Genomic DNA, 25,611 nt, shown 5'->3' on the forward strand with positions numbered 1-25,611 from the left:
CCCTTCATATTTCTGGTTGCAGATGCGTTTGCCGCCTTCCTGAAACCAGAAGTATGAAGGGGAGAATTAATGATTGATGATTAGTCGAAGCGGTAATGTCCGTCTTCAGCGGGTGGTAACACAGACCATTGCAGCCCTTCATAGCAGCCCAGACTGACGGTGAGACTCTCCCGGCTATTGCTGAGTTTGCCCGCTTTCAGACCCAGCAAACCGGTACGGCCCAGTTGGATACGCCTGCCTTTGCCAAGGCGGGGCTCAGGCAACAACCGCACGGGTACGGTGAGGCGCAGTCGGGCGTCACTGCGGTAGCCGAGATAGACGCGCAGCAGGACCAGCAAATCGGTATGGAGGACTCCACCGGGTAACCAGCCTTCCGCCTCATCCGGATCCTCAGTCTCCAGCGTCACCAGTACCCGGCTGCATGCTTCCTTTGCCGTTTTACCCAGCGTGGCCCGCTGCGAAAGAAGGATGCGGTTTCCGGCCCCCAGCCCACTGCGATTATCGATATGGACCTTAACCGGATCGGGTTCGGTGATAATTGCGCGGGTAGTCGGTGCCAGCAGGCTCACCAGGGCCCGGATGCCTTCGGCATTGCGGGTGGGCAAACGCATGGTGCTCAGCAATGCCAGGAAACGGGAAACTGGCGTGGCCACCTGCTCCGCCGTGCCTGGTATACCGAGTCCCACCAGCCCCAGCAGACACTGTGATGTGGCATCACGACCACCGGCCTCGAACGTTGCCGGATAGGCATATTTTCGCCAGATCCGGTAATATTGCGTGGTGATGCGGTGGCTGAAAATATCCAGAAACGCGGTGACTACCTCATGGCCTTCGCGGCGCTGCGCAATGTCATCCAGCCAGGATGTCGGCAGAGGGGAGTCCACGCCATACATCCCGAGAAATGTCGTGCGGACCGTTGGGGGTAATGTCGGATGGTCTTCGTCAGTCTCCACCGCTTTCAGGGTACTGACCGGGAAACCCATACCAGGCCAGGGTCTGAATCGTACCGGATCGTCGCCCGGATGGCTGGTGGTGCCCAGTTTAGGCGCGTCCGGATTTTCCTGTTCCAGCAACTGGCAGAAACGATAAAAATTGGCCCGCCAGATATCTTTATTGAGTGTTAACGTCAGCCCGGTACGTGCTGGCTGTGATTCTCGCGCCATCTCAGTCGTTTCCCTGTCGGTTGCAGCACCAGCGTGAGCTGGTTAAAGAGGTGAATATCGGCATACAGCGCGAAGAACCGGTGCAGCATCTCGCCGAAGAGATTCACATCGCCCTCGCCTGCAAAATTATCCATATTCAGCGTGACCTCAATATCCACGCCCCGGAGCATAAACCCCTTCTCAAACCGGCGGATTAGGGTGTGCTTCACGGCGACTATCGCTTCAAGACGGCGTCGGTTCATCTCATCATCGGTCCAGTCATAGAGCGCCAGCGTTCCCCGCAGGACCTCCGGATTGTCCATCATGCTGAGGAAGTTTGAGCCGAGGTGACTCATCACCCGCCAGTGAAAACGGTCGTTTGCCGGGGGATACAGCGGCATCGTCGGCGCGGAGAGGTTCCGGACCATGACGGGCACTTTGCCTGCCTTGACAACCCTGTCAAGCAAAGTACTTTCCAGTGCCTTACGCGGAAGTTGGCCGTTGGTACCGGTTATTCGCATCGAGAGCGACTCTGGTTTTTCGGACAACTGTTCCAGTTCGAATGAGAGGCCACCGAGAATTAGCCAGGTGTCATACAGGCCAGAGGGGCCCCGTTTCACTCGGGTGTGGAAATAACGCTCAGGCGCATCGTGGCGCATCATACCGCCCCGGTGCCGGAAGCTGGTGAACGGCACATAAGGGTGTTTGCCATTCTTTATCGCGCCATGGATATTATCGACGCTGTAAATTTCGGTGTGACCATCCTGGAGCCGCAACGGCCTGAGCAGGTATTCGTTATCCAGCGGGTTAAGCGTCAGCGGGTCGGCTTCCAGGGTAAAGAGGTTGATAACCGGCGCACAGTGCAGGCGAAAGTTTTCCGTCTCAAAAGGCAGATCGGATGACCAGGCTTCACTGAGTACAATGTCGATTTCAAACCAGGTACTGGCCGCAGTGAGCCCGATGGTGTCGAGACCGCGCAGTTCAACGAACATAAACTTTGGACGGAAGCTGAAATACTCCAGCAGCAACTGGTAACCACTGAAGGCTGTATCCGCTTTCTTCCACAGGCCGTCATTGTCATCAAAGCCCATGGGTTTGCACCAGCCATCAAACTGATGACGTTCAGTATGCGTTCCGGCATGACGGGCATACATTGCGTGTACACGACGGGTCATTGCCAGATGCAACGCTGAACTGACAGGACTCTCCGCGTTAAGATAAATGGCGACCTTGTCGATCCCGACTTTACTCCAGTCCACTTTTTCAGGGCATTCGAAGTGCAGACGGATAGCAGAGCGGCCATCGGTTTCAGTATGGAGGCGAGCATCTGCAAGGTGCAGAGGTTGTAGCGGCACATCGCGGGTCGTCCGGTACTGACAGGCGGTTTTATGCGGCCCGACAGGACGAGACAGAACGGAAAAGCCTTCAGCCAGCATTTCGGCCTGACGCAGACTACGCCAGTCAGGCGAGAACTCAACGATGGCCAGCGACGGGATAGTCCGCATATAGTGCGGCCACAGCAGACTCACCAGCCCTTCAGTCAGTTCCGGCAGGTCATCATCCAGCTTTTCACGCAGACGGCCCATCAGGAAGGCAAAACCTTCAAACAGGCGTTCCACGTAAGGATCGCGTGCGCCGGTTTTATCCAAATTAAGCATCGCTGCCCGGTCCGGATGAGCCCGGGAAAACTCTTTACCGGCTTCTCGCAGGTAGCGCATCTCTGCTTCGTAATAGCGCAGGGTTAAATCATCCATGCACGGCATTCCTGAAAGTTTTTAAAAAAGAAAATTAGCCACAGAGCACCATGGCGCGGGCAGGGTCGATGGCAATCAGGCCTGCAAGTAAAGACTCCATCTCAGGCATCAGACGGGCTTTATCGGATTCGCTGCGACCAGCTTTCATGCGTAGCAGCTTCAGGCGGCGGGCCTGGACTTCAAACAACAGACCGGGTTCCCAGTCTCCCAGCGTCAGTTGTGGCGCACGGGTAGTCAATTCGCCAAGCAGATGAAGCGCCATATCGTTTCGGCCATACTGCTCTGCCACCCGGGCCATCAGCAGGCGTATCAACCAGCGGTGGCGTGGTGTGTCCATCCCCGGTAGGGACTGGAGCCAGGCAAGCGCCGCTTCGGGCCCTTCCATGTCTCCCTTCTCCATGGCTTCAGACTCAAGGAGCAGTACATCGTCAGTCTGACCATTAACGACGGTAGCCGATTTGTCACCGTACATCAGGCCTTCCTCATTCACTTTTTCAGCAATCCAGGCAGCGGTGACTTCGTCGGCAAAGGGGGTTCCGTCATTCCATGCCAGCCCTTCAAGGCCCGGGAGGCGTTTAAGCAGCAGCCGCAGATCGAGAAGGACGGAGTCTGTCCAGGTATCCCAGGGATGACCGGCATGGCTGAGCCCCTGCCAGAGGTACCACTGAAGATCGATCCAGAAATGGTTGACCCCTTCGCAATACATCTGGCTGGCCTGCTCAACCAGCTCAGTCCAGTTTTTCTGTAGATATAGCCGTTTAAGTTGAGCACGATACTCGGGTTTCGGCGGTACCAGGCGGGTGCGACCGCTACTGTCGAGTGGGGGGATCTGATCGACCGTATCCCACCGCACGGTCTTTATCAGCCGGTGAGAGGCAAGCCAGCCCTGCGGTTGCTCGCTCAGCCAGCGGGAAAGTAGCTTTGCCTGGTCGAGTAAATCGCGGCCCGATTTCACTGCTGACAGTTGCGGTGAATCCGGATGGGCAGGTTCACGCCCGTGCTCCTGTGCGCTGCTGTTCTGGGGGACTAGTGCTTCCATGCCACCTGAGCGTGCGAGACGGTTTTCCAGTGCAGTACAGAGGCCTGCAAACGAAGGCCTTTCCTCTTCAGACCAGTCCGAAACAACTGAGGCAAGCAGGTTAATGACACCGGTAGTCATTCCGGCATTATTGCTGTCCACCTCAGGCCATAACAGCAACGTATCGATGACTTTTGCGCTGTTCAGCCATTCCAGTGCAGCTTTACGGGCAATTGGGCGTTGCGGATGACATGCCTGCCCGAAGCGGGTCAACATCGCGACAAGAAGCAGTAAGCCTTCAGACAGTCCTTTTTCACCGTCGCGGCTGAGTCGGGCCTGAATGTACCAGGTCACCACACGAATATCTTTAGCACATTCGCAAAGACACTTCTGGGCCAGTTCGCACAGCAGCGCTGAATCGGTACCCGAAAGCTTATTAATCTCTTCGCGCATCAGCTGAAAATTATCGTCGTATACGGGATCGTCTCCAGTTTCAGGCCCGATGGTGAAAGGGTGCAGCCAGTTATCCCAGAACGACAGGGCATCATTTGCCCGAGAGATGAGGCGCTGCCTTTCTTCCTGGCTGGTGGCGCAAGCGGTTAACAAATCTTCCGGTGAACTCATTCTTTTTCCCGTTTGTTAGTCTCTTTCATAAACCTCACGACCGCTTCCAGAGAAGCGTCGTCCTTGCCATTGACGATTTGCGGTGGCTTCCGTTTCAGCAACATACTTTACTGGAGCTCTTCTGCACCAGGGGCGACGTTAAAGATAGCGTCGGGCAGCGTGAATCCATGTAACTTCAGTAACGCAAGAGGACCGTTGCCGAGCTCGCTGCGCATCACAAACTTCAGAGGATTGCCATCGGGGGTGCTCCACACCAGTTGCGTACGGCTCGCATCGAGAGGTGTAATCAGGGCTTTGTCCAGCAGGCGAATGAAACCCCAGTTACCCTGGTTACTGGCGTAGAGTTGCATGCCACTGTTGACGCTACGCCAGCTTAAATTTACACCCGGGTACCATGTGTTCCCCGGCCAGCTAAAGCTCTGCCAGCTTTCCATCTGATTAAAGTAATCAAGTTTTTGCTCATCAAGTGAGAGCTGTATACGGGCAACATCACGGGATGGACGAGCCATAAGCTCGAAGTGAACACCCGCATCGCCCTGAGCGAAGACGATATCTGACAGTTCCGCCAGTTGGTTAATGGCCCGGAGGAAATCCGGGCTGACAACCCTCCCCTGACTTGCGGAAGGATTAACGACCCAGCGATTCCCCTCCTGATGAAGTATCCCGCCAAGGTTAGTTTTCAGGAAGGTGGTGATTCGGCCCGAGTCGCTACGCAGGAACTGAGCCAGCAGCGGCAGGGAGGCATCGCTGCCGGTGGCTTTAAACGGATACCGCCCCGCAAAGGCCTTATTCCACTGTTCGACAATGGTCGACTGCCAGCGGTCATTGAGGCTATCTGCAGCCGGGGCAAGAACCTGCCGCCAGGCCAGGTCCAGTGGTTGCACAAACAACGACTGACCAAATCCGTTCCACTCCTGCCCCAGGCTCGCCGCAACCAGACTGCCATAATCGCGAGTGTCAGTCAGGTCGATGGCTTTACCCTGGAATACGGCCTGGGCCAGCATCTGCGACATGGCCTGCGGATCCGGTGCGCTGGTGACCTGCTGAAGCTTCAGCCGCACCTGGGTAACGCGGGCCAGCCAGGACTGGAAGCTAAGGTTACCGTTGATACCGGTGCTCTCTTTCCCTTCCATCAGCCCTATTAGCGGACCAAACACCCCATCGAGCGGGCCTTTAGGACCCTGTGCCTGTTCAATAAACTGTCTGGCATTTTTTTTCTGACCAATCAGCTTTTTCGCTGAATCCACTATCGAGTCAGCCAGTGCCTCACCCTTCTGCCCTGTTTTTCCCTGCCAGGCCAGTGTGTTCATCAACGCCACCAGCGGTGACTGGCGGACATCACCGATCAGACTGAGCTGGGCAATTGTTTCAGACAGTGACGAGGCTTCATGCCACTGAATGCTGTTGACCATGTTCAGCCAGGCATTGCCAAAATCGGTAAAATAACGTTCTGTCAGACGGGCCTTCAGCGCTTCCGGGGATATATCGCTCCCTGACTGATGGGTTTTATCCGTCAGGACCCAGTCGATTTCGTCACGGCGGGTTTTGACGACCTTGTTAATCGCATCCTGTACCTGCTCTTCCCAGGCCTGGCGCGTAAACATTCCGGGGACGACTTCGTCAGTGCTGAATACCGTTGAGGCATCGGTATCACCGGTCATATCGGCAAGCGTTAAATCAGGCCAGTTGCTGGCAACGCGCTTAAGCATGTTCTGGTACAACCCTGATTCAGCGTTACGCTGGCCTATCTGCTTGAGCAGGATCTGGCGTACCGTGCTGATTAATTCTGCATCGGGCTTAATTTTCCATTCCGGGTGTGCCGGGAGGTTCTGCGCATAAAATCCCAGTAGTTTTGGTGCCATTTCCTGCCACGTGCCATCCGGCACATTCTGGCGTTTCGGTAAGGCTTTCAGGACGTTTTTTGCCAGCCAATCTGCGTCTGCTTTGTCCGGACGGGCCAGCATCAGATAACTTTTAAGCACATCGTAGGTATGTTGTGTACCCTGTGTGCGAGCGTCACTGGCCGGGGGCAACTGCACAAAGGCGTTCAGTTGCTGCCTGAGATGGTCTGCGGTGGCATCTCTCATCAGCATGGCATTGTTACGGGCATACAGGGACCAGAACGCGGATAGCATGTCGCTGTCCTGATTAAGACCAAAGCGGGTGTACCACGGAGCACCGGTCGCCTCACGATGTTGCAGATGGGCAATCGCTTGCTGGAGGACGAGCTGGTTGTGCAGGCGTTCTGCCAGTGGTTTTGCAGTATCTGCTGCCTGCCTCGCCGTTTCCTGCGCCTGATAAATCTGGGTACGGTTAACGATCAGGGACAGCAGTGTACCGGCCCCCCACAGGACAATCAGGGAAAGCAGAATTAACTGCAGCATCTTCAGCCAGTCGAAACCCAGCTTCCTGCCGTTGACGGCATCACAGTCATCAATGACGGCTTTCCAGGTCGGTGTGTCGAGGCGTGTGTTTGGGACCAAACCGGCAACGGCCAGTTCAGGACTGAACATGACCCCCCGTAAACGAAAGACCGCAGATCCCTGCATCAGTCCGCTGAGCAAAACGGTCAGGCTAGCTCTCAGTTCGTGTCGCAGACGGGAGGACAACTGAAGCAGGCCGTCATGTACCGGATTATTCAGTATCTGTGTCATACCGGCTTTTTGCAGGCGTTGCGTCAGTATGGTAAACGCCTCATCCACCTCTTTTACTGTGCCTCCCGGTCCGAAAATAACCCCTATTGCAGCTGTTTCCGCTTCCTGCTGAGCACCCGTGGCTTTGTCAGTCAGCCACAGCCAGACAGGCGCCTGCAAGCCCAACTGGTGGTCTGCTTTCTGGCGACACCGCAAAAAGGCATCCCGTTCGATATCCGTCGGGAGGGCTGAGGTACGCATCACCTGAATGATGCCATCAACCGGTTGACCGGAACGCAGGCGTTTCAGTTTTGCAAGGAAGATCTCATCCGGAAGTGACTGGGCGTCACCGCCATAAATCAGCACGTTGCCGTCGCCTTCCTGCCATAGATCATGACACAGGCCCGGGGCCGCTTTATGGACGTCGTCCTGGTTACCCATCACCAAAAGGAGTCGCACCTTACTCTGCCAGCGGCGTCCATAGCGAAAGCACAGGCGTTCGGACACGGCCTCTTCACTGAAGACGGGTTCATCGTCCTCTTCTTCACTGGCAATGGTATCCGTCACCGGCGCAACAATCAGAGCCTTTTTCTGCCCCCAGTGTAAATACAATCCCGATTTACCCGCGAAGTCGAAAGACTTCTCTATCAGCCAGCCGAGTAAAAACAGCGCGGCAACCAGTATGGCGCAGAATGTGAGTATGCGCTGGTCGTCATACGGTCCAAATCCGGTGGCCGAGGCCACGTTTTCCGGAAAGGCATAAAACAGAAATGCCACGATGACCGTCAGAAAAAACGCGACAGTCACAACGGAGCCGATGAGTGTTTTGATTTTTACCTTAGACATTCCTGGACGTTCCCTTGCAAACTTCTTCTTTGGTGATGACGGTGACCCAGACGTCGTCTTTGTCAGCGGCAGGTTGTGCGGCGATAACCTGCGGGCCTCGTTGTTCAACGTCAGTATTGGCAAGCGTGATGGCCAGCCATGGAGCAGCATGGCCGGTATAGCCCAGCACGGGATCGATACTGGAATTGTCTTCTGAAAGGCTAAATTCCACTCCGCTCTCTTCGCAGGCATTATTCCAGCCGCTGCCCGACGTCAATGTGGGACCGGAGATCCAGCTTCCTTTGAGTTCATTAGGCCTGGTCTTCGCCCAGAGCAGCGCCCGGTTGAGCGTCTTTGTGAGCGTTGTTTCTGCTCCCCTTTCGGGGCGATGAAGGCGAAGTGCATCCGGCCAGGCATGGGTTTTGCGATTGCTGAATACCACCATTGAGACAGCATCAGCATCTTCTTCCCGGGGAGACGCCGGTAACGACAGCGTGATGGCAACCAGAATGCCCGGGTTGTCCCATCGCTTGTCCAGCCAGGCATCAAACGCCCCCAGCCCTTTTCCGGGCATCAGGCGAAAAATCCTGCCCGTCTTGAGTGATAGATCGGCTTTAAGCTGCTCTTCAATCAGGGGATACAGATCGTTATCACAATCCAGCACCAGCCAGCATGGCAGCGCGGGCGGAAGCGGCTTAACTATCCCCTCTACACGCGTGGTCAGTTTATTAACCGCAGCTTTCAGGGCCTTCGTTAAATCTGTCTGATATTCTGGTAATGCCGCGTATCTGACCGGTTTGTCACATCCTCTTGGGCGAGAGAAGTCGATAGCGGGAGCCGCGACTTTCATTGCCTTCAGTAGGTCATCGGCTTTGTTTCCGGCCGGACTCTTAATATAAGTACCGAGGATCCAGGCGCAGCGCTGACCGCGCAGAATTTCACTGTCAATGAGCGCTTCTCGCTCGACATTTCGGGACTCGGTCGCCACCTGTTCGGCTTTGTAGACAAAACGGCGTAAGCCAAAAATAAGCCCCCAGGTACAAAATGGAAGACCCAGAGCGGTGAACCAGAAGACAAATCCGGTTCGCTCTGACGCCCAGCACCATAGCGTGAGCGCTATGCCCCCCAGCATGACAAACGCGAGGAATAGCAGCCAACGGCCGGTGCCGGGACGCGCTACCTTAGGAGCCTTTTCAGGGATGGCATCCAGCCAGACGGGCATAATCAGGCAACCTTTGCAGCGGCAAATGAACTGATCAACATGCAACCACAGGCGCATTTGTGACCATGAAATGCAACCGGGATACCATGATCAAGATAATCAGGATTGCCTTCTACGATAGTTGTAGGGCCATGCCCCGGAACCGGACAGGACACTTTGTCGCCTTTACGGGCGACGCCGATCCCACCGAATTTCATCGTTTCGGAAGCGGTCATTACCGAACCACCGTGGGTGGTTTTATCACCTTTGCGGATTATCTGAAGCATTAATAAAGACCTCTATCGTTTAATAATTATCAACCGTCTTCATATAGGTTTTAATAAAATTATTTAGTTGTTTTACACCATCATATTCGCATTGATTTTCTATCAAATCTGTTCGTTGACCTTCCATTGAATAATATAATCCACATCGTTCTGAAATAGACTTCTTCTGGCTATTATAAAACGCCATATCAATTGAATACTCCTTGCCAGATTTTGTAATTACCTTCTCTAACTGGTTGGAAGGTGTCTCCTGTTTCACGTTTTACAGTTGACCTTTCTCACTGATATAAAGACGATAATGCCCTGCGAAATTTATTTGCTCATTGAGCTGCTTTTGTATTATTCTTTTCCATTCTTCGGATTTTTTGAGCTGCTCATTGGTTAAATTTATCTTTGTTGCAAATGGTCCATCACTTAAAGATATATTATAATCTTTAAACTCAGGGACATCCCCTTCGTTAGCTATAGTAGAAAAACATACAGCAATAATAAGATTAGAAATAAATTTAGCAGCCTTCATTTTTTGATTCATCAAGTACTCTAACCATATCATCAGGCTTGACATGAGCTTTATTTACACCATCATCCGAATATGTACAGGTATTTGCAGCGAGTGAATTGCCTGCAAATAACAACAATGATAAACACAGACTTAAATTGAGAGGCTTCATTAACTAGTCTCTTTATAAACTGGAACATCAAAAATCAGTTCATGCCACATCGAGTTTCGTGAGTGCCAGTTTGCCCGATTACCTAAATAACCTATCGTAATTTAGCTGATTAAGTCTTTTAAATTCTATTCAATAGGGTGAAATTTATCGATTTCATCCCCTTGGTTTGTGTAAATTTCTTGATTTCCCTTTTTTACCAAGATGCTAAAAGGTGTGAACTGAACGTCTTTACATTTTTCAAGAATTTTTTTGCTTATAGCGAATTTATAATATTTATTGTCAGTGTCATCTCCGCTGATGTTGATACATTCTTCAGGCGCTGTAGTCAGTTTATTCTTCTTAATGATATCTGGAATAATATCAAAAACCGTTTGTTCGTCACTTGATGGGCCACTTGTATATCCAGTATTTTTTAAATCTGATAATTTGAGCCACCCATCGACTGAATCGCCATTTTTCTTGAAATATGATGCAAACAAATATCCATTAAGTGTTGTGTATCCTGAAACAACATCACCATTAACTAAAAATAAATTATTAATCTTACATTGTTCACTTGGTGCGCTATTGAAGTAAAGTCTTGTTTTCGATACAACCTTAAATATATTCATAGAATGATCTATATATGCTTGCTCCTTCTCAGCTTTTTTGGACAGATCCGAACAAAAATCGTTAGCAAAGGAATAGCAACAAAAACTATATAATAAGATGGATAGAATGATTTTAATCATTTCAAACCTCTGCTTTTCATATAACTACCTTTCATTATAGAAATCAACTTCGAAGCATAATTAGGGTCTGTGGCATACCCTTTATTCTGAAGGCCATGAGACCATTTTTCAGGATCATCACTTTCAAATAGTGAGGTGTATCTCTTGTTTTCAGTTAAGAATCTAGTTCTGTCGGCTATACTTTCTTCAAAAGAGTCATATGCCGCAAATTTATCCTTGATTTTAATGTTACCTCCATTGATATGTTCAGTGGTCCATATCTCAACAAATTTCTGACCACTTTTAGCCTTTATTCCAAAGAGATTGAAACTATATGTCTTATTGTTTAAATCAACTGGAACCTTACGCCCATACCCCGATTCATCAATGGCCTGAGCAGTTGTTATTGCCGCTGGAATACCTGATTTTTCTTGTTCTTTTAGAGCGGCTTCGTAAACAGCATCAGTAAACTGTTGTTTGGTCAGCTTGCTCCAGTCTATATCATGCTGTAGTTTTAGAGCGCCAAGAAACATAATCGGGTGCATATGCCATAACGAGGGGCCCATCTTCTCCGTGGTGACATCCTGCATCCAGGCCATTTTATCGAGAAAATCTTCGCTGTACTTCTTCCATTCAGGGGCATCTTTCTTGAGAGCATTAAGGAACGGTTGCCAGATAGCATCGCCCTTTTTGAAGTACCAGTCGCTGGGATGCTTTACGATAGCTTTCTGTATGACGTCTCGATAGTCGGGGTTATGCAGCGCTCTCCAGTACTCCATTGGGGAATAGCGGTCGCTTCCGCTGTCAATTTTATCCAGCAGGCGCTGATAATTATGCTTCACGAGAGCATGACTGGTTCGCGTATCATCGGTTGCGGCCTGGTAGAGTGAATCGATGAGGTTACGGAAGAATCCAGTGGGCTGGTTCTTTCCATCCAGGTAATCAAAGCTGGTCGGTTCTGCGGTTTCAGTTCTGAAACCCAGTTTGCCCAGATCATACTGTGACAAAAGCTGTGGTTCAGCCTGCCCTTTGAGTGCATAAGCATTTTCTGGACGCAACTGCCAGTATTCCTGCCTGGTCGTCTTATCGATATCAGTTTGCACCTGACTCAGTGGCAGGATCACGGTCCTGGTGGTCACTCTGGTATCCTTTGTGAATGTACCAATTACAACCTCTTTTTTGTACAGCGTAAGGTCCGGAGTGTACTTCAGCCAGAGTGGGTTCTTTTCACCTACCTGTTCAGGATTTGTCAGGAACTTTTCCAGATTGTCGTCCATGCTCGTGCATTCGATATGCACCTGATAACGCGCCTCATACCCACCATCTTTTGGTGCCTGATAATACCCCATGTGACCAACAGGGTCACCGGCGCTAATGGCATAGGGTGTTGGGCACACTACCTCATCGAACTTCATTGCCTCCTTCGCTGGTGGCATAAGCTTTTGCCACCAGGAAGGCTGAGAGACACCGCTAGTTCCCGGGGAAATATTGTTCTTATCAACCAATATCCAGTATTGCTGACCGGGCTTAAAGGATGTTTTTTTGCCTTTTTTCAGTGCATCCTCTGACAAACTGACAAAGGTAACCAGGCCGTACTCACGGTTATTGAACGCAACGGTATGAAGACTTCCGTCAGACTTATTCCATTCTACAATTGCACCTTTAGGCATCGTGCCTTTTGAATAGCTGTCGCTGACATCTTTGTTCTTTGTGCTGGCAGACATCACCCACTCTGGATCGTAGGCTGAAAGTGAGTCCTGTAGGGTCCACTTTGTTTCTGCCGGATTGACACTATAGGCTGAATAGGGGGCCAGGTGCATGTACAGGGTATAGAAATGTAACCCGCTGGATTCCTTCTCCCCCGGTTGAATAAAGTGTTTAACCAGAACAAACGAGCCGGAAAAGTTCAGCGGACCAGATTCCCATGCAACCGTCTGATAATCCTTGCAGATACGATAAGCAACCACTTCGCCGTCAGCCATGCATCGAATTGCCTGCTCACCTTTAAAGGGAACCGGGAAATCCATCGCTTCAAGAGGAGCCTTACCACTCAGGGCGCACCATGGGGTCGTGGCTTCGGTGATATGGATCCCTCCATGCCACATCCCGCTGCGGCCTATCATATACAGCCCGGTGGATTCTCCCCCCAGATGTGAGAGGATCTCTTCCTGATTTTTAAATTCAGTTCCCCGGCTGTTGGAGGAGATCGGCCAGACAATTTTGGGTAACACAGACACGATTCACTCTCCTCGTCAGTCGTTAAAAGACTTGCTGCTGATTTTGTTTTCCTGAGTGATATCTGTCAGGCTGAAATTTGGCGTTTCGTTGGGGAGATTTGCGCCGGTGCCCGGTACCAGATAGTCAGACGTCTTCATAATGAACTCACCGGTTGAGCCATGTTCAATGCCGTTCTTACTCAGCCGCAGGTAAGACCCGCCACCGTTCAGCGTCAGCGTTTCTGGGGTACTGATAATAATTTCGTCTTCACTGCTGGTCACCGTCAGCTGCTTTTCGGAAAACAGGGCCATCGTGTTGTGCTGAGCCTGAATGTCGATGTCTCCCTGGCTGGCAATCAGCTTCGCCCCTTCTTTGTGCACAAACATCCCCAGGGCTTTTTCTACCGATACGGACAGATTCTTCATCGCCCCGATATCAAGATGCTGACCGGCATTGATCATGGTATTGCGGGTGCTGCTGAGCTGAAGGTGTTCACCTGAGGTCAATGCCACCCCCTGCGGGGCACTCCCCAGCAGCACCGCAGACTGGAGATCCCTGATTTTGTCGGTCACCAGACTCATCCGGGTATTGATGTCGCAGACCAGGGCTCCGGCGGCTTCCGCGGCGCTGTTCAGCGCCTGCATCTGGCTGTTGGCCTGGTTCATCTGGTTAAGCGCAGGGGCCATTTCCAGCACCGGGCCCTGCGCTTTGGCCTGGGCATCCGCCGTCAGGAACAGCCCTTTTGCCGCACGTACTGCGCCAAACTCGTCAGTACGCAGTTCAAAACCGGCCCCGCGTTTTTCACGCTGGCCGTTGACCAGATGCCCCATGTTCAGCTGTGTTTTGCCATATTCCGTCGCGAGCTTGATATGCTCTTCCTGGCGCTTATCCTCCATCCGCAGTTTATTGTTCGCCGGCGTGCGCCACACGTTCCGCGTGTGATTGTCACTGGTGACAGGGTCCGGATGTTCTGAGTCATGCAGGGCATAAGCGATGTAGGGACGATCCGGATCTCCGCCGTCGAATACGACGGCCACTTCAGTTCCCTCAAGAAGCGGCGAGTGAAATCCGCAGGTATCACCGGCATACGGTGTCGCCAGCCGCAGCCACACACAGGCATAACCCTGTTCAGGACTGCTGCGGTCAAAGTCCAGTTTCACCCGGTAGCGTCCCTCCGGGTCGAGCCAGGAATAGATGTCGCCTTTCTGCGTGCTTTCCACCCGGGCAGGCAGCGATCCGGATATCACCGGACGACTGAGCAACGCCGGACGATAACAGACGGTTTCGCTATAGGGGATGCCTTCAAACTTCAGAGTAAAGCTACTTTTGCGTGAACCGCTGGTGCGCACCGTGGTGATGACGATGCCTTCTTTTATGGCATCAGGTAACGGGCCGTCCGTTTCCAGTACCTGGCCCGGGGCCAGAAGAGGGCTGGAGGAGTGTCCGCTGACGTGGTATTGCGCGTTCAGAATGCGTTCGTGGCGCAGACGGGCGAACCAGGCGCCGGTTCCGGGACTTTCTGTGTCACCTGCTGTCAGGAAGGGCTCCGCATAGTGATATATTTCCCCGGTGGTGATCCCTTCCTTACCGGGAAGGCTTTCAGCGCTGTCCTGAGGCGTCAGCGCTTCACGGTAATTGTAGTCCCGGGTGGCCACACTCCCGCTCACCACGTTGTATGCGGTCTGAATATCCCAGATACTCTCCTGACCGCTGTCACTCATCCCGGCCTGGTTACGTAATGGCAGCGTGACGCCAAATTCATACTGCTGCTGGCTGTCCTGGAATATCACCACGTCCTGTTCAGGGCGGCTGTCCATTTCATAGCGCCAGTAAATGCCCACCTCCGCCAGCAGGCGCTGGATAAACTCAAGGTCAGTTTCCCGCCACTGGGTGATGAGCTCCCGGGAGGGGTATTCGCGGGAGAGCCGGAACGCAAAATCAGGCCCTTCCAGACCGTGTTTACGCAGTACCTGTTCAACCACTTCAGTGACTGACTGATTGAGGTAGATCCCGCTCCCTTTCGTATAGCCCAGAAGGGCGATTCGGGGAGCGATCGTCAGTGCGTAACGGGTATCATCATTCGAGGTGGACACGCGGCGAAACGACTCCACTACACCAAATACCGTCCGGACCGGTAATGCCGGCGTCCCGTCAAACATCGGGGTCTGGAAGGTGAATGACGCGGGTTTCAGCAGTAGCGTGTCGCAGGCAATATCCGCAGAGGAGCAGGTGACCGCCACGTCATACCGCCAGGGCTGGCTGAGGGACTCAACCGCGCTGTAACGTAACACATCCAGGAAATGGTCGCATTCATGCACATCAACCCGGTAGCGTGATTGCCCTAAAAGCTGATGTACCAGGCTGGTAGTCTTGTTGGAGAGGGAACTGCTCATGACGGCTCTCCTTCTGCCTGTGCATCAAACGCCAGCACAATGCCCTCTTCATCATCCCAGGTCAACTGTAGCGAGGACGGCTTTTGTTTTGCCGCCATATGGCTTAATAGCTGCTGGCTCAGAACCGGCAGGATCTGCTGATTAAGCAGGCTGTCCACATTGCGGGCACCAGTATCCGGCAGCAAACACGCCTTCGTCAGCGTGTCGATAAGACTCTCGCCAGTGTGAGTGGAAATGCCATAGTGGCGTTGCAGACGCGTGCTCACCTGTGCGAGCTTCATGCCGACGATGGTGCGCATGGCATCCATTGCCAGCGGGCGGTATATCACCGTCTGGAAGCGAGCCAGCAGCGCTGGCTGGAAATGATCGCGCAGGATCGGGCGTAACAACTCATGTAGATCGCTCTCAGTGGCTTCTGGTTGCTCTTCCAGCAACTGCATCAGCGGGTCACTACCCAGGTTGGACGTCATCAGGATCACGGTATTGCGAAAATCAATTTCACGCCCTTCCCCGTCCCGCATAAAGCCCCGGTCATAAACCTGATAAAACAGGTTCATTACATCCCGATGGGCCTTCTCCACTTCATCGAGCAGCACCACGCTGTAAGGACGCTTACGGACTGCCTCGGTGAGAATGCCGCCCTGACCATATCCCACATAGCCTGGAGGGGAGCCTTTCAACTGCGAGACCGTGTGCGGTTCCTGGTATTCAGATAAGTTAATGGTAATGAGTGATTTCTCACCACCATACATGACGTCAGCAAGCGCCAGCGCAGTTTCTGTTTTGCCCACTCCGCTTGGGCCCACCAGTAAAAACACCCCCTGCGGTCCGTTTTCCGGCGTCAGGCCGGTTTTTGACGCCCTCAGGCGCTGGGCAATGGCATTAAGGGCAGGACTCTGGCCGACTACACGGGTTGCCAGTTGCTTTTCCAGCGTCAGCAATTCGGTTTGCTCATCTTTCATCAGCGACGAGAGGGGAACCCCTGTCCAGTCGGCGATAACGGTCGCAATGGTGCGAACATCGACATCCAGACCCAGTAATGGGCTGTTATTCTGAACCCATAACAGCTCCTGCTGAAAAGCGGAGAGCTCCTCCTGGCGGCTGATGTCTGCCCGGCAGGCTTTCAGCGAGTCGGTAAGCAGCTTTTCTTTCTCATATTGGGATTGAAGGGCTACTTTTTGCTGGTTGAGTTCCAGAGTGAACTGTTCGATCTTCGGCAGACGGCTGGCATCAACGGCGTTGCCCAGAGCAATATCTTCCAGCAATTCCTGCTGTTCCATAGCCAGTGATGTCAGTTCGGCCTGTAACCGGGTAAGTTGTTCCGGCAGCGTGTCCAGGCTCATGCGCACCCGGGCTGCTGCGGTATCCAGCAAGTCTACCGCTTTGTCAGGCAACTGGCGTCCGGTCAGGTAACGGCGGGAGAGTGTCACCGCTGCGCGGACGGCATCGCCGGTAATATGCACGCCATGATGTTCAGCATAGCGGGATTTAAGTCCACGCAACATCAGGCAGGCTGTGTCATCATCAGGCTCATCAACCTTGACCATCTGGAAGCGGCGCTCCAGGGCAGCGTCACGCTCGAAATACTGCTTATATTCACTCCAGGTGGTGGCGGCGATGGTGCGCAGTTCGCCACGGGCCAGAGCCGGTTTCAACAAGTTAGCCGCATCCGCGCCCCCCGCCTGATTACCCGCCCCGATAATGGTGTGCGCTTCATCAATAAACAACAGTACCGGTACCGGAGAGTGCTGTACCGCGTCGATGATATTTTTCAGTCGCTGTTCAAATTCACCTTTCACCCCAGCACCTGCCTGTAGCAGACCGAGATCCAGTGTTCTGACAATGACCGGCCTGAGGCTTTCAGGGACATTTCCCTCTGCAATACGTAAAGCCAGGCCTTCAACTAATGCCGTTTTGCCGACACCTGGCTCGCCCACGAGGATCGGATTATTCTTACGGCGTCTTGAGAGAATGTCCACCATCTGACGGATCTCGTTATCACGTCCAAAGACCGGATCAATCTTTCCTTCACTGGCCCGAGCCGTGACATTGACCGTAAAGCGGTTTAGTACGGTGTCACCCTGCACTGCACCGGGATTTTCGGTCTTTGGCATTTCCCCCTGCAACGGTGCTGCCCTGCCAATAACTGTCACATTACTTACAGTGCTACTGGACGCAATGTCATGGCGCTCGTCTGACTGGACTTCCAGCAGGGGGCGCAACTTCTCAAGTTGGCTGGCGGTCAGGGTCATTAAGGGCCAGATCCCCTCACAGTGCGTCAGTCCGGACGTTTCAACCATGGCAGTGAGCAGATGAACGCTTCGGATCTGCTCATCACCGGCAAGTGTAGCCGCAAGCCAGGCCTGTTTCAGCAGGGACTGGAGAGCGGCGGACAGTTCGGGTCTGCTACGCACTGAACGGGGCTGAGCGTCAAGCCAGCTCAGGAGTGACTGCCAGACAGCATCCATATCCCACTCATACCGGCGGGCAAGCACGGTTAGGTCCCCCTGGCCTTGCTCCAGTAACTTTAACAGCCAGTGTTCAGGGGTTATCTCTGCATGCGCCCGCGTCTGGCACAGCGACGCCGCACCTTCAAGGGCTTTCGCACAATAGTGATTTAAGCGACGTAGCAGAATGGAGGACTGACTTTCCATATCGGATCTCTCTTTACGGTTGTATTCAGGTTCAGGACACGCTACCGCCACTCGCTGTTTCCCTGTAATAAGGTGACCAAAGCGCACAAGGTCAGAGGGCTGGTTTGAAAGTAACTTTTGCGGTCACCAGACAGATGACCGCAAAAATTACCTGACGGGCTGGCATGTGCCAGCCCGTTTGGGCATTACGCAGTGGTACGTTCGTTCCAGGAGTCTGAATGAATGATGTTGCCGTCTTTATAGGTCCAGGTGATTTTTTCGTAGCGCAGTTCGATCTGCTCAAGATGGTTATGCTTCTCAAAGGACGAATCCTTGATGTCGTGCATTCTCGGCGCGACCTTCACCAGCTTGACGTTTTCCAGTGTGGTGTTGAAATACTCAACCTCCTGGCCTGCATCGTTGATCTTGTACCACTTGAACTCCGCTGACTTCAGGGTCTGCCCGGTGGTCACCGCCTTGTAGAGGTACGGGCTGGATACGTCGATTTCCTTGGTAAACACGAAGGGCGTGTGGATACGCGTACCGGTCAGCTTGCCAGTGTTGTTATCGGTCGGGATGTACAGGGTGTGTTCCTGAGCGACAACTTCGATGCTTCCTTCACGATCTTTCACATCTACGGAACCTTTAATATAAAGGTCGCCATCGTCTTTCAGCCACAGATATACTGGGATTGCCATGTTTACTTCTCCATTTCTTGAGTTAAAACGTCACGTTTATCCTGTAACGCTGGTTTTGTGCCTGGCAGACGACAGGCATCAGCCTGCGGTACCAGACTGATCTCGACACGCCGGTTATGCGCACGGCCATCAGGCGTATCGTTTGAAGCAATCGGTCGGCTGTCGCCGTAACCCTGAACGGCGAAACAACTTTCCGGGACGTCTCCGGTATCGCGCATCCAGTTACGGACGGCCTCAGCCCTTTGTAAAGACAGGATCTGATTGAGTTGTACACTGCCGGTATTGTCGGTGTGGCCGCTGACCACGATAAGCCAGCCCGGTCTGGCTTTAATCCCTACCAGAGCGTTAACAAGCAGCTTCGTCGAGCCGGATTTCAGCGTCCAACGACCTGTATCGAATAGTGACATGCTGTCGAGTCGGACGATTTTCGGCTCCGGCTTCGTGGCCTTCGGTTTGATTTTTGGCGGTGGTGGTGGAATGTATGTATCAATGGCCTGTTGCAGTGCCAGCCACAAACGTTGTCCCGGATAATAGCCCAGGCTGTAGCGGAAGGGTTCCCCCTGCCGCTGCCAGCGCTCCAGCAGGAGCGCATCCTGTTTCAGTGCAGTCAGTGCTTCTGCTTTAGGCCCGTAATGGTTCATTGGGATCGCGTTCCAGCGCTGTAAATCGGCACCCACCTGACGGATCAGATCCCGGTTGTTGAGTACAGACATGCCCAGTGCCGCCAGGGCACAAAGCCACATCAGCAGAACAAGACGACGGGTTCGCTGCCCCCCCTGTACGGGGAAGGCAAAAGGTGCCAGTAGCGGCAAAACAGCATCCGGAAAATGGCTGGCAGGAGCAGACTGTACGTTCTGCCGGGAAAACTGCAAACAGGTGCGGGAACATAGCCAATTGGCCCAGACGGAGTGCGCTTCAGGATTAACGGTACCAAGACGCAATGCCACGGCAAAAACGCTCACAGGAGGCGTTAGCCGGTCGGTTTTCTCCAGCTCATCGAGCAGGGTCGTGCGGATAAATGAAAATGCCTGGCTGAGTGCCGGAAGCGCCATGATATTCTGACTTTCCTGCTGCCAGTCGATGCCTGCCTGCGGCGAGCCATTTTCCGGACACACTATCGGTTTGTCACCGCGAACGATCACCCATGGCGTTTCCGGCCCGGAAAATGCTGTACTCACCACAACCGGCAACGCAAAACCCACCAGCGAATTTAGCTGTTTACTCTGCTGACGCAGCATTTTTAGCGTAGAGCGCAGGACCGCTTCATCCTGATGACTGTCAGGCCGACAGATGAACATCACCGAGAGCTGACCGACCTGCCGTGGGAACTGAGCCTGGATACTGTGGACAACCTCGGTCAACTGACTGACGTCACCTGCATTCAGCCACCAGCCCTGCGCTGTTTTACGCAGCGGGTATTCTTGAAACAGCGCATCCAGATGATCACCGCACACAAGGACCACGGGACCCAGGTTGTCCAGTAATGGCAGATCAACCGTTGCAGCGGTAGCGTCGGGTTCAGTCTTCCCGCGTCGGCAGCTTTTCAAAACATACCAGCACGCCAGGGTCGCAATCAGTAGTGTGGCCAGGCTCTTAAACACATTTCCGGCCTGGATGAAAAACCAGAGCAACCACAGCAATGTGACCCCCCCCACAAGCGTATGCAGGGCAACCGGGAAAATGGCAGATTTACGCATTAACCATGCAGCTCCAGTATTTGCGCTGACAGCAGCGACTGAAGCCACAGGTGGCCTCCCCACCAGAGCACGCCCGTGGTGATCACTGCCAGTGCAACCCAGAACCAGACAGAACGCATCAGACTCCAGCGGTGTTTACCCAGGCGGTGAACAACCAGAGACAGATTTGCATCAGGGGGCGCAACTCGCTCGGAAAGCGCTTTGACCACCTCATCCCGCTGCGTCTGGCTGACAGCGTTAAGGCTGAAAAGCCCCTGAAAACCCAGGGCAATCACGCGGTGATAGCAGGTCAGAACGGCCATATTAGGTGCAGGCTGACACAGGACTTCTGCAATGAGATCCCAGAGCGCCTCGCCTGCCTGAAGTGAACCAAAGAAGCGGGCCTGTAACGGTGCCTTGCGCCATGCCACCTGTCCTTCATCAACGATAATTTCTCCACCGTCTTCGGTTTTTTCAGGCTTGCGGCTCATTACCGTCTCGTCCAGTAATGCACACTGTGCGTAGGAGATATGCTCCACACTAGCATCGTCGTATCCAGCGCAAGCCAGTGCCTCACGCACACGTTCAACCTGCTTAACACATTTGTCGTAAAGTGCGCTGCCATTATGGGTAACGGCGCCTTTCTTCAGCATGGTGACGATGAGCCACGTCTCCGCCATCAACTGGTCGATATCGACTTCCTGTTTCATGAGCGCAACACCGCAAACAGTTCAAGCTCCAGGGCACCAAGTAACTCGGGGACATAGAACATACACACCCCCTGCTCCTGCATTTCATGCGCAGCAGCGCTTTCCATATCAAGGGCGAAATACTGGTTTTCCATACGTACCGGCAATGCTGCAGGTATCCTGCTTACCGGGATCAGCGGAATACCCCTGAGCGCCGCACCATAAATGGTATTGACGTCATCAGGGGACCCGGCCTGACAGAGTGAAGGGAATTGGTCGGCAATCTGCCAGGCCGGGATATCTGAGCGTACAGAGAGATAAAGGTCGGCCTCTTCACGCAAACGGATATCGTGAAGATTTGCCCTCCAGCTCTGTCTGTCCGGTCGGGACATCTCCAGTGCAATAACGCGGGATGGCAGACTTGTTTCCAGTAGTTCTGTAACCAGGTCAAAGAGCGGAGGAAAAGCGTTGACTGGTTCAGCATGGTCATAACCAGGGATAGCGTCCAGATCGTAATCCAGTGAGAAGGTCAGCATGCTACCTGCCAGACGAGCGAGTTCAACCCATACCTGTTCAGGTGGTCGTGCCGGGAAACGTTCGTATTCCGCCAGGACTCTGGCGTGAGAATTCAGCGCATTCAGCAACCAGAAAAGGGAAACATCGGCGACGGCAAAATCGGCAAGTCTTTCGTTACTTTCACGGCGCATCGCCATCAGACGCTGGCGTCGGGAACGTAACTGGCGATTGAGCAGCACCAGACGTTCGCGAAGAACCGGGCTTGTCGCAAATGACGCAACAGGAGGAATAAAAGACGGATCCAGTCGCCACGCATTTTGTCCATCCCGGATCAGTCTTGCTACCGGGCAGACGTTCCAGGCGTCATTACTTTCATGGGCAAACCGGATGGTGTAATTGAAACGAGCCACGGCCATGGACTCTTCTTCAGAACCAAAGGCATCCGGTATGGTTATCCATTCCTCCCGGTAACGAAGCGGACGGTCAGCGGCAATGCCTTCCTGTTCAACATTAACAACACCAGGCTGCATATGAGGGAGTGCGATAACGACCGTTACTGCATCCATGCCAGCCAGCAGAACCGGATCTAACTCACGAGGAGGTGGAGGCAAGTCGCTTCTTTGCGCATCAATCAGCGAACCATCTTCCAGCCAGAGACGCAGTTGGGATATCTGGATCAGACCCGATGAAAGAAGGCTCTCATTAAACCCGATTTTTTCCACTCCCCATGGGAAAGGAGATGCCAGTGCTGAAACACCAGCATTGCGAAAAGACTCCCACTCAGCCTGCTGCTGGAACTGCTGAGGAGACAGTAAAGCCCCCTCGTTCCACAGTGGACGATAAATTTTCATCCCTGCCCCTGCCTTATGCTTTTGCTTTCGGCATCTGAGATACAAGAGAAAGATTGACGTCCATGCCTTCGACCTGGAAGTGTGGGACGGCAAAGAGTTTCACGCGGAAGAAACCCGGGTTATCCTCGATGTCTTCAACGATGACTTTGGCATCGCGTAGCGGATGAGAGGCCTGGAGGTCATCGCTCGGGTCGGTCATTTCAGTCACCAGCCCTTTAACCCAGGTATTGAGCTCCAACTCCAGCAGGCGACGGTCCTTAGTGGTACCAATATTTTCACGCTGGATGAGCTTCAGGTAGTGCGCGATACGTGACAGCAGGAAGATATACGGCAGACGAGCATTGATGCGGCTGTTGGCGGTGGCGTCCGCCGTGTCGTACAGCGCTGGTTTCTGGGTTGAGTTGGCACTGAAGAAACAGGCGTAGTCGCGGTTTTTGTAGTAGCTAAGGGGAATGAATCCCAGATTAGCAAATTCAAACTCACGGGTTTCCGGGATCATGACCTCTGAAGGGATTTTCACCTGATTACCGGTGCCAAGGTCATACAGGTGGATGGGTAAGTCCTGAACCGCCCCGCCCGCCTGAGGCCCACGAATTTGCACACACCAGCCATTATTAATGAAGCTCTTCACCATGTTAGCCGCAAACGCAAATGACGCATTGGTCCACAAATACTTCTCGTGGTCTGGCCCCTTCACTTCTTCAACATAGTTGAAGCTTCTGACTGGCACGGTGTCCGGACCGTAAGGCAAACGTCCCAACACACGCGGCATAGTAAGCCCTATATAGCGGGAGTCCTCAGACTCACGGAAGGCCTTCCATTTAATATACTCGGCGCGATCAAAATAGTTTCCGATGTCTTTGATTGCTGCTACTTCTTCCATACTGTTTTTATGGAAAAATTTAGGGCCGACAGAACCGATAAACGGCATATGTGCGGCGGCAGAAACTTTTGATATATTGCGCAGCAGCGCTACATCCTGAGCGGAAGAGTCAAATTCATACGACGAGATGACTGCAGCAATGGGTTCGCCACCAGGCTGGTCGTACTCCATCGAATACGTGTGATGGTACAAGCCTGTCTGGATAATTTCTGGCGCATCTTCAAAATCTTGTCTGAGATCGTCCTTAGAAACGTCAAGGATCTCGATTTTCACATTTTGGCGGAAATCAGTGCGATCTACTGTATGCTTTAGTCCCCGCCAGAGTGATTCTACACGCTGAAATTCCGGGTGATGCATGACCTCATCCAACTGGCGGCTAATTTGGTGGTCAAGTTCTGCAATATGCTGGTCAAGTAAGGATTTATCCAGCTTCTCAACCTTCTGACCTGATTTAGAAATGACCTGCATGAAAACCTGAATGGCAGCGGTTACTCGCTCATCTGCCGAGGCATCGGCCATGATACTGTCATCCTGATATTCAGTTATGTCACCCAGGCGAGATACCGGATTCAAATTAATTTTTTCAAACAGTGAAGCATAAACACCACCTGCGGGTGCATCCTTCAGTACAGTTGTCTTACCCTGTACTGATTGAGTTTCAGTATTTACAGACATCAGCATTCTCTCTGTTAATCCATTAATAAAATCATGCGAAAATTATTCCGCTGGTGCGAGGGCGTTCAATTCATCTCTCAGTTCCTGAGACAGTGCGGGATCTTTTAGAATAGATTCAAGAGATTTGCGGAAGTCAGCGTTGTCTAACAGGTTGGATTTTAAATCTCGTAATAAATTACGCATTGCCAACATTGCACGTAATTGAGGAATCTGCCTTGCTACGGCTTCAGGCTCGAAATCTTTAATACCAGAGAAATTAAGTTTCACATTCTCTTCTGAACCATCTTGTAATAGCGTGTTCTGAACAGCGTAAGTGACATTTGGGTTAAGCTCTGAAAGGACGCTATCGAAATTATTCTTATTTATATTGATTGGGCTTCTCTCTGATACTGGGCGGTTTTCTTTTCCATTACTGAAATCACCCAGGGCCAGTATTTTCAGTGGGAGTTCTACTTTCTTCTGAGCAGACCCTGTATGCAGGTCAAGCTGGATGTTAACACGAGCTTTAGGTATCTCGCTTTGGAAGGTCGATTCAGCCATATCATTCCCTTAATACTTTACAGTTGTGACAGATCCTGTGGGGTTTCTTTACAAAATCATGATAGAGCAAAAGACCGATATTAATCAAATTTTCAGATCAAAGATCTGACATTAGAATAATCTTAAGAATATTATTCTGCGTATTGACAACTTACACTACCGGGAACTGCGTATAAAACCTACATATAAGCTAGTTTTGGCTTGTTCATCAGTGGTTTTAACTACCAGTAAACAAACATATAGACAAACGTGACATAAATAAAATTAAATTGATCTGCGTCAATGTTATTTTATTACGCCGCTATTACTCGGAGTGAAGAGAATATGCTGTTTTGAAAAAATTGAGATGAGTTTTACGAATTAAAAAAAATCACGCAAAATTCCTAAAAATAATATTGATTGCATGGTGTGAAAATTGCAACAAAATGATTCAATTAATTTATTTCGTGAATGAGAGTTGTGGTTCACCTCTGTTTTTCATTATAGAAAAAATAATGTCGCTTATAATTCCATAAGCGCCAGCAGGTTTTGTTTTTTGAACTGCTGCGAATGTTTGTTGGTATAGTCGCAGAAATTACCTCCAGATTTTCCGTTTCCTTATCAACCGCTTTTATGCTCCTCAACTCCAGTCCCGGCAGGTACAGCGCATGCTGCGTCTGCGTGCTGCTGCCGGTGTTCTGCACACTCACCTTCAGGCATCGCGGGCTGCCACCGTCATACCGGTAGCTGTAGCGACTCGCAATCAGCGCTAGTTTTGGCTCACATTAACTGCAAAGGAAATTTATATACATCCGGCCTTTCGCTATCCCGCCCTGAAGTTGCCCATCCTGGCGGCATCTTCCTCGTTACTGTATGATTCCCAGTCCAGTCAGTCTGACTGGCAGCATAACCTAAACAGGAAAATACCATGAGCACTTCGTTGTTCAGTAACACCCCGACGGTCACGGTCCTCGACAACCGCGGACTGACCGTGCG

Annotated in this window: 18 protein-coding genes; all 18 read right to left on the bottom strand. The window is 52.2% G+C overall.

Translation table 11 applies throughout. The annotated features are described in order from the left end of the window. Positions 1–80: 80 nt before the first annotated feature. Positions 81–1,163, bottom strand: coding sequence for a type VI secretion system baseplate subunit TssG (tssG, locus tag AC3G3F_RS06145; protein ID WP_488394642.1), 1,083 nt, complete (start codon positions 1,161–1,163; stop codon positions 81–83). Then, positions 1,127–2,896 (bottom strand): type VI secretion system baseplate subunit TssF, encoded by a 1,770-nt coding sequence (gene tssF / locus AC3G3F_RS06150; protein ID WP_488394644.1) that lies wholly within the window; start codon positions 2,894–2,896, stop codon positions 1,127–1,129. The genes tssG and tssF overlap by 37 nt, the downstream gene beginning before the upstream one ends. Positions 2,897–2,930: 34 nt before the next feature. After that, on the bottom strand, positions 2,931–4,538 hold the full coding sequence (gene tssA / locus AC3G3F_RS06155; RefSeq protein WP_088759925.1) for a type VI secretion system protein TssA: 1,608 nt from the start codon (positions 4,536–4,538) through the stop codon (positions 2,931–2,933). A gap of 107 nt (positions 4,539–4,645) precedes the next feature. Continuing rightward, positions 4,646–8,017 carry an ImcF-related family protein gene (locus AC3G3F_RS06160; RefSeq protein ID WP_488394646.1) on the bottom strand — a complete coding sequence of 1,124 codons (3,372 nt, stop codon included), beginning with the start codon at positions 8,015–8,017 and terminating at the stop codon, positions 4,646–4,648. Further along, positions 8,010–9,218, bottom strand: a complete 1,209-nt coding sequence (locus AC3G3F_RS06165) for a hypothetical protein (RefSeq protein WP_488394648.1) — start codon at positions 9,216–9,218, stop codon at positions 8,010–8,012. Before AC3G3F_RS06165 ends, AC3G3F_RS06160 begins: the two co-directional genes overlap by 8 nt. Before the next feature lie 2 nt (positions 9,219–9,220). Beyond that, positions 9,221–9,484: a PAAR domain-containing protein gene (locus tag AC3G3F_RS06170; protein ID WP_053511103.1), complete on the bottom strand. Its 264-nt coding sequence runs from the start codon at positions 9,482–9,484 to the stop codon at positions 9,221–9,223. A gap of 19 nt (positions 9,485–9,503) precedes the next feature. Beyond that, on the bottom strand, positions 9,504–9,743 hold the full coding sequence (locus tag AC3G3F_RS06175) for a hypothetical protein (protein ID WP_368072865.1): 240 nt from the start codon (positions 9,741–9,743) through the stop codon (positions 9,504–9,506). A 3-nt stretch (positions 9,744–9,746) separates the two neighbouring features. Continuing rightward, positions 9,747–10,004 (bottom strand): hypothetical protein, encoded by a 258-nt coding sequence (locus AC3G3F_RS06180; protein WP_139147559.1) that lies wholly within the window; start codon positions 10,002–10,004, stop codon positions 9,747–9,749. 276 nt (positions 10,005–10,280) lie between these two features. Continuing rightward, entirely contained in the window at positions 10,281–10,886 is a 606-nt protein-coding gene (locus AC3G3F_RS06185; protein ID WP_063390444.1) for a hypothetical protein, read from the bottom strand. After that, complete coding sequence (locus tag AC3G3F_RS06190) at positions 10,883–13,102, bottom strand: glycoside hydrolase family 73 protein (RefSeq protein ID WP_172953648.1); 2,220 nt, start codon at positions 13,100–13,102, stop codon at positions 10,883–10,885. The genes AC3G3F_RS06185 and AC3G3F_RS06190 overlap by 4 nt, the downstream gene beginning before the upstream one ends. 15 nt (positions 13,103–13,117) lie before the next feature. Beyond that, positions 13,118–15,475, bottom strand: a complete 2,358-nt coding sequence (locus tag AC3G3F_RS06195; protein ID WP_488394651.1) for a type VI secretion system Vgr family protein — start codon at positions 15,473–15,475, stop codon at positions 13,118–13,120. Beyond that, on the bottom strand, positions 15,472–18,129 hold the full coding sequence (tssH, locus tag AC3G3F_RS06200; RefSeq protein ID WP_220572710.1) for a type VI secretion system ATPase TssH: 2,658 nt from the start codon (positions 18,127–18,129) through the stop codon (positions 15,472–15,474). The genes AC3G3F_RS06195 and tssH overlap by 4 nt, the downstream gene beginning before the upstream one ends. A gap of 185 nt (positions 18,130–18,314) precedes the next feature. Beyond that, complete coding sequence (locus AC3G3F_RS06205; RefSeq protein WP_053511111.1) at positions 18,315–18,806, bottom strand: Hcp family type VI secretion system effector; 492 nt, start codon at positions 18,804–18,806, stop codon at positions 18,315–18,317. Between the two features lie 2 nt (positions 18,807–18,808). After that, positions 18,809–20,503: an OmpA family protein gene (locus AC3G3F_RS06210; RefSeq protein WP_154714592.1), complete on the bottom strand. Its 1,695-nt coding sequence runs from the start codon at positions 20,501–20,503 to the stop codon at positions 18,809–18,811. Then, positions 20,503–21,192 carry a type VI secretion system protein TssL, short form gene (tssL, locus tag AC3G3F_RS06215; RefSeq protein WP_053511113.1) on the bottom strand — a complete coding sequence of 230 codons (690 nt, stop codon included), beginning with the start codon at positions 21,190–21,192 and terminating at the stop codon, positions 20,503–20,505. Before tssL ends, AC3G3F_RS06210 begins: the two co-directional genes overlap by 1 nt. Continuing rightward, entirely contained in the window at positions 21,189–22,538 is a 1,350-nt protein-coding gene (tssK, locus tag AC3G3F_RS06220) for a type VI secretion system baseplate subunit TssK (protein WP_053511115.1), read from the bottom strand. The genes tssL and tssK overlap by 4 nt, the downstream gene beginning before the upstream one ends. Positions 22,539–22,551: 13 nt before the next feature. Next, the gene (gene tssC / locus AC3G3F_RS06225) at positions 22,552–24,102 is read right to left on the bottom strand and encodes a type VI secretion system contractile sheath large subunit (RefSeq protein ID WP_023248396.1); all 1,551 of its coding nucleotides are present in this window, start codon (positions 24,100–24,102) and stop codon (positions 22,552–22,554) included. Positions 24,103–24,138: 36 nt separating this feature from the next. Further along, positions 24,139–24,636: a type VI secretion system contractile sheath small subunit gene (gene tssB / locus AC3G3F_RS06230; protein ID WP_053511117.1), complete on the bottom strand. Its 498-nt coding sequence runs from the start codon at positions 24,634–24,636 to the stop codon at positions 24,139–24,141. Positions 24,637–25,611 lie beyond the last annotated feature (975 nt).

Source organism: Salmonella sp. FC25216 (assembly GCF_057751355.1).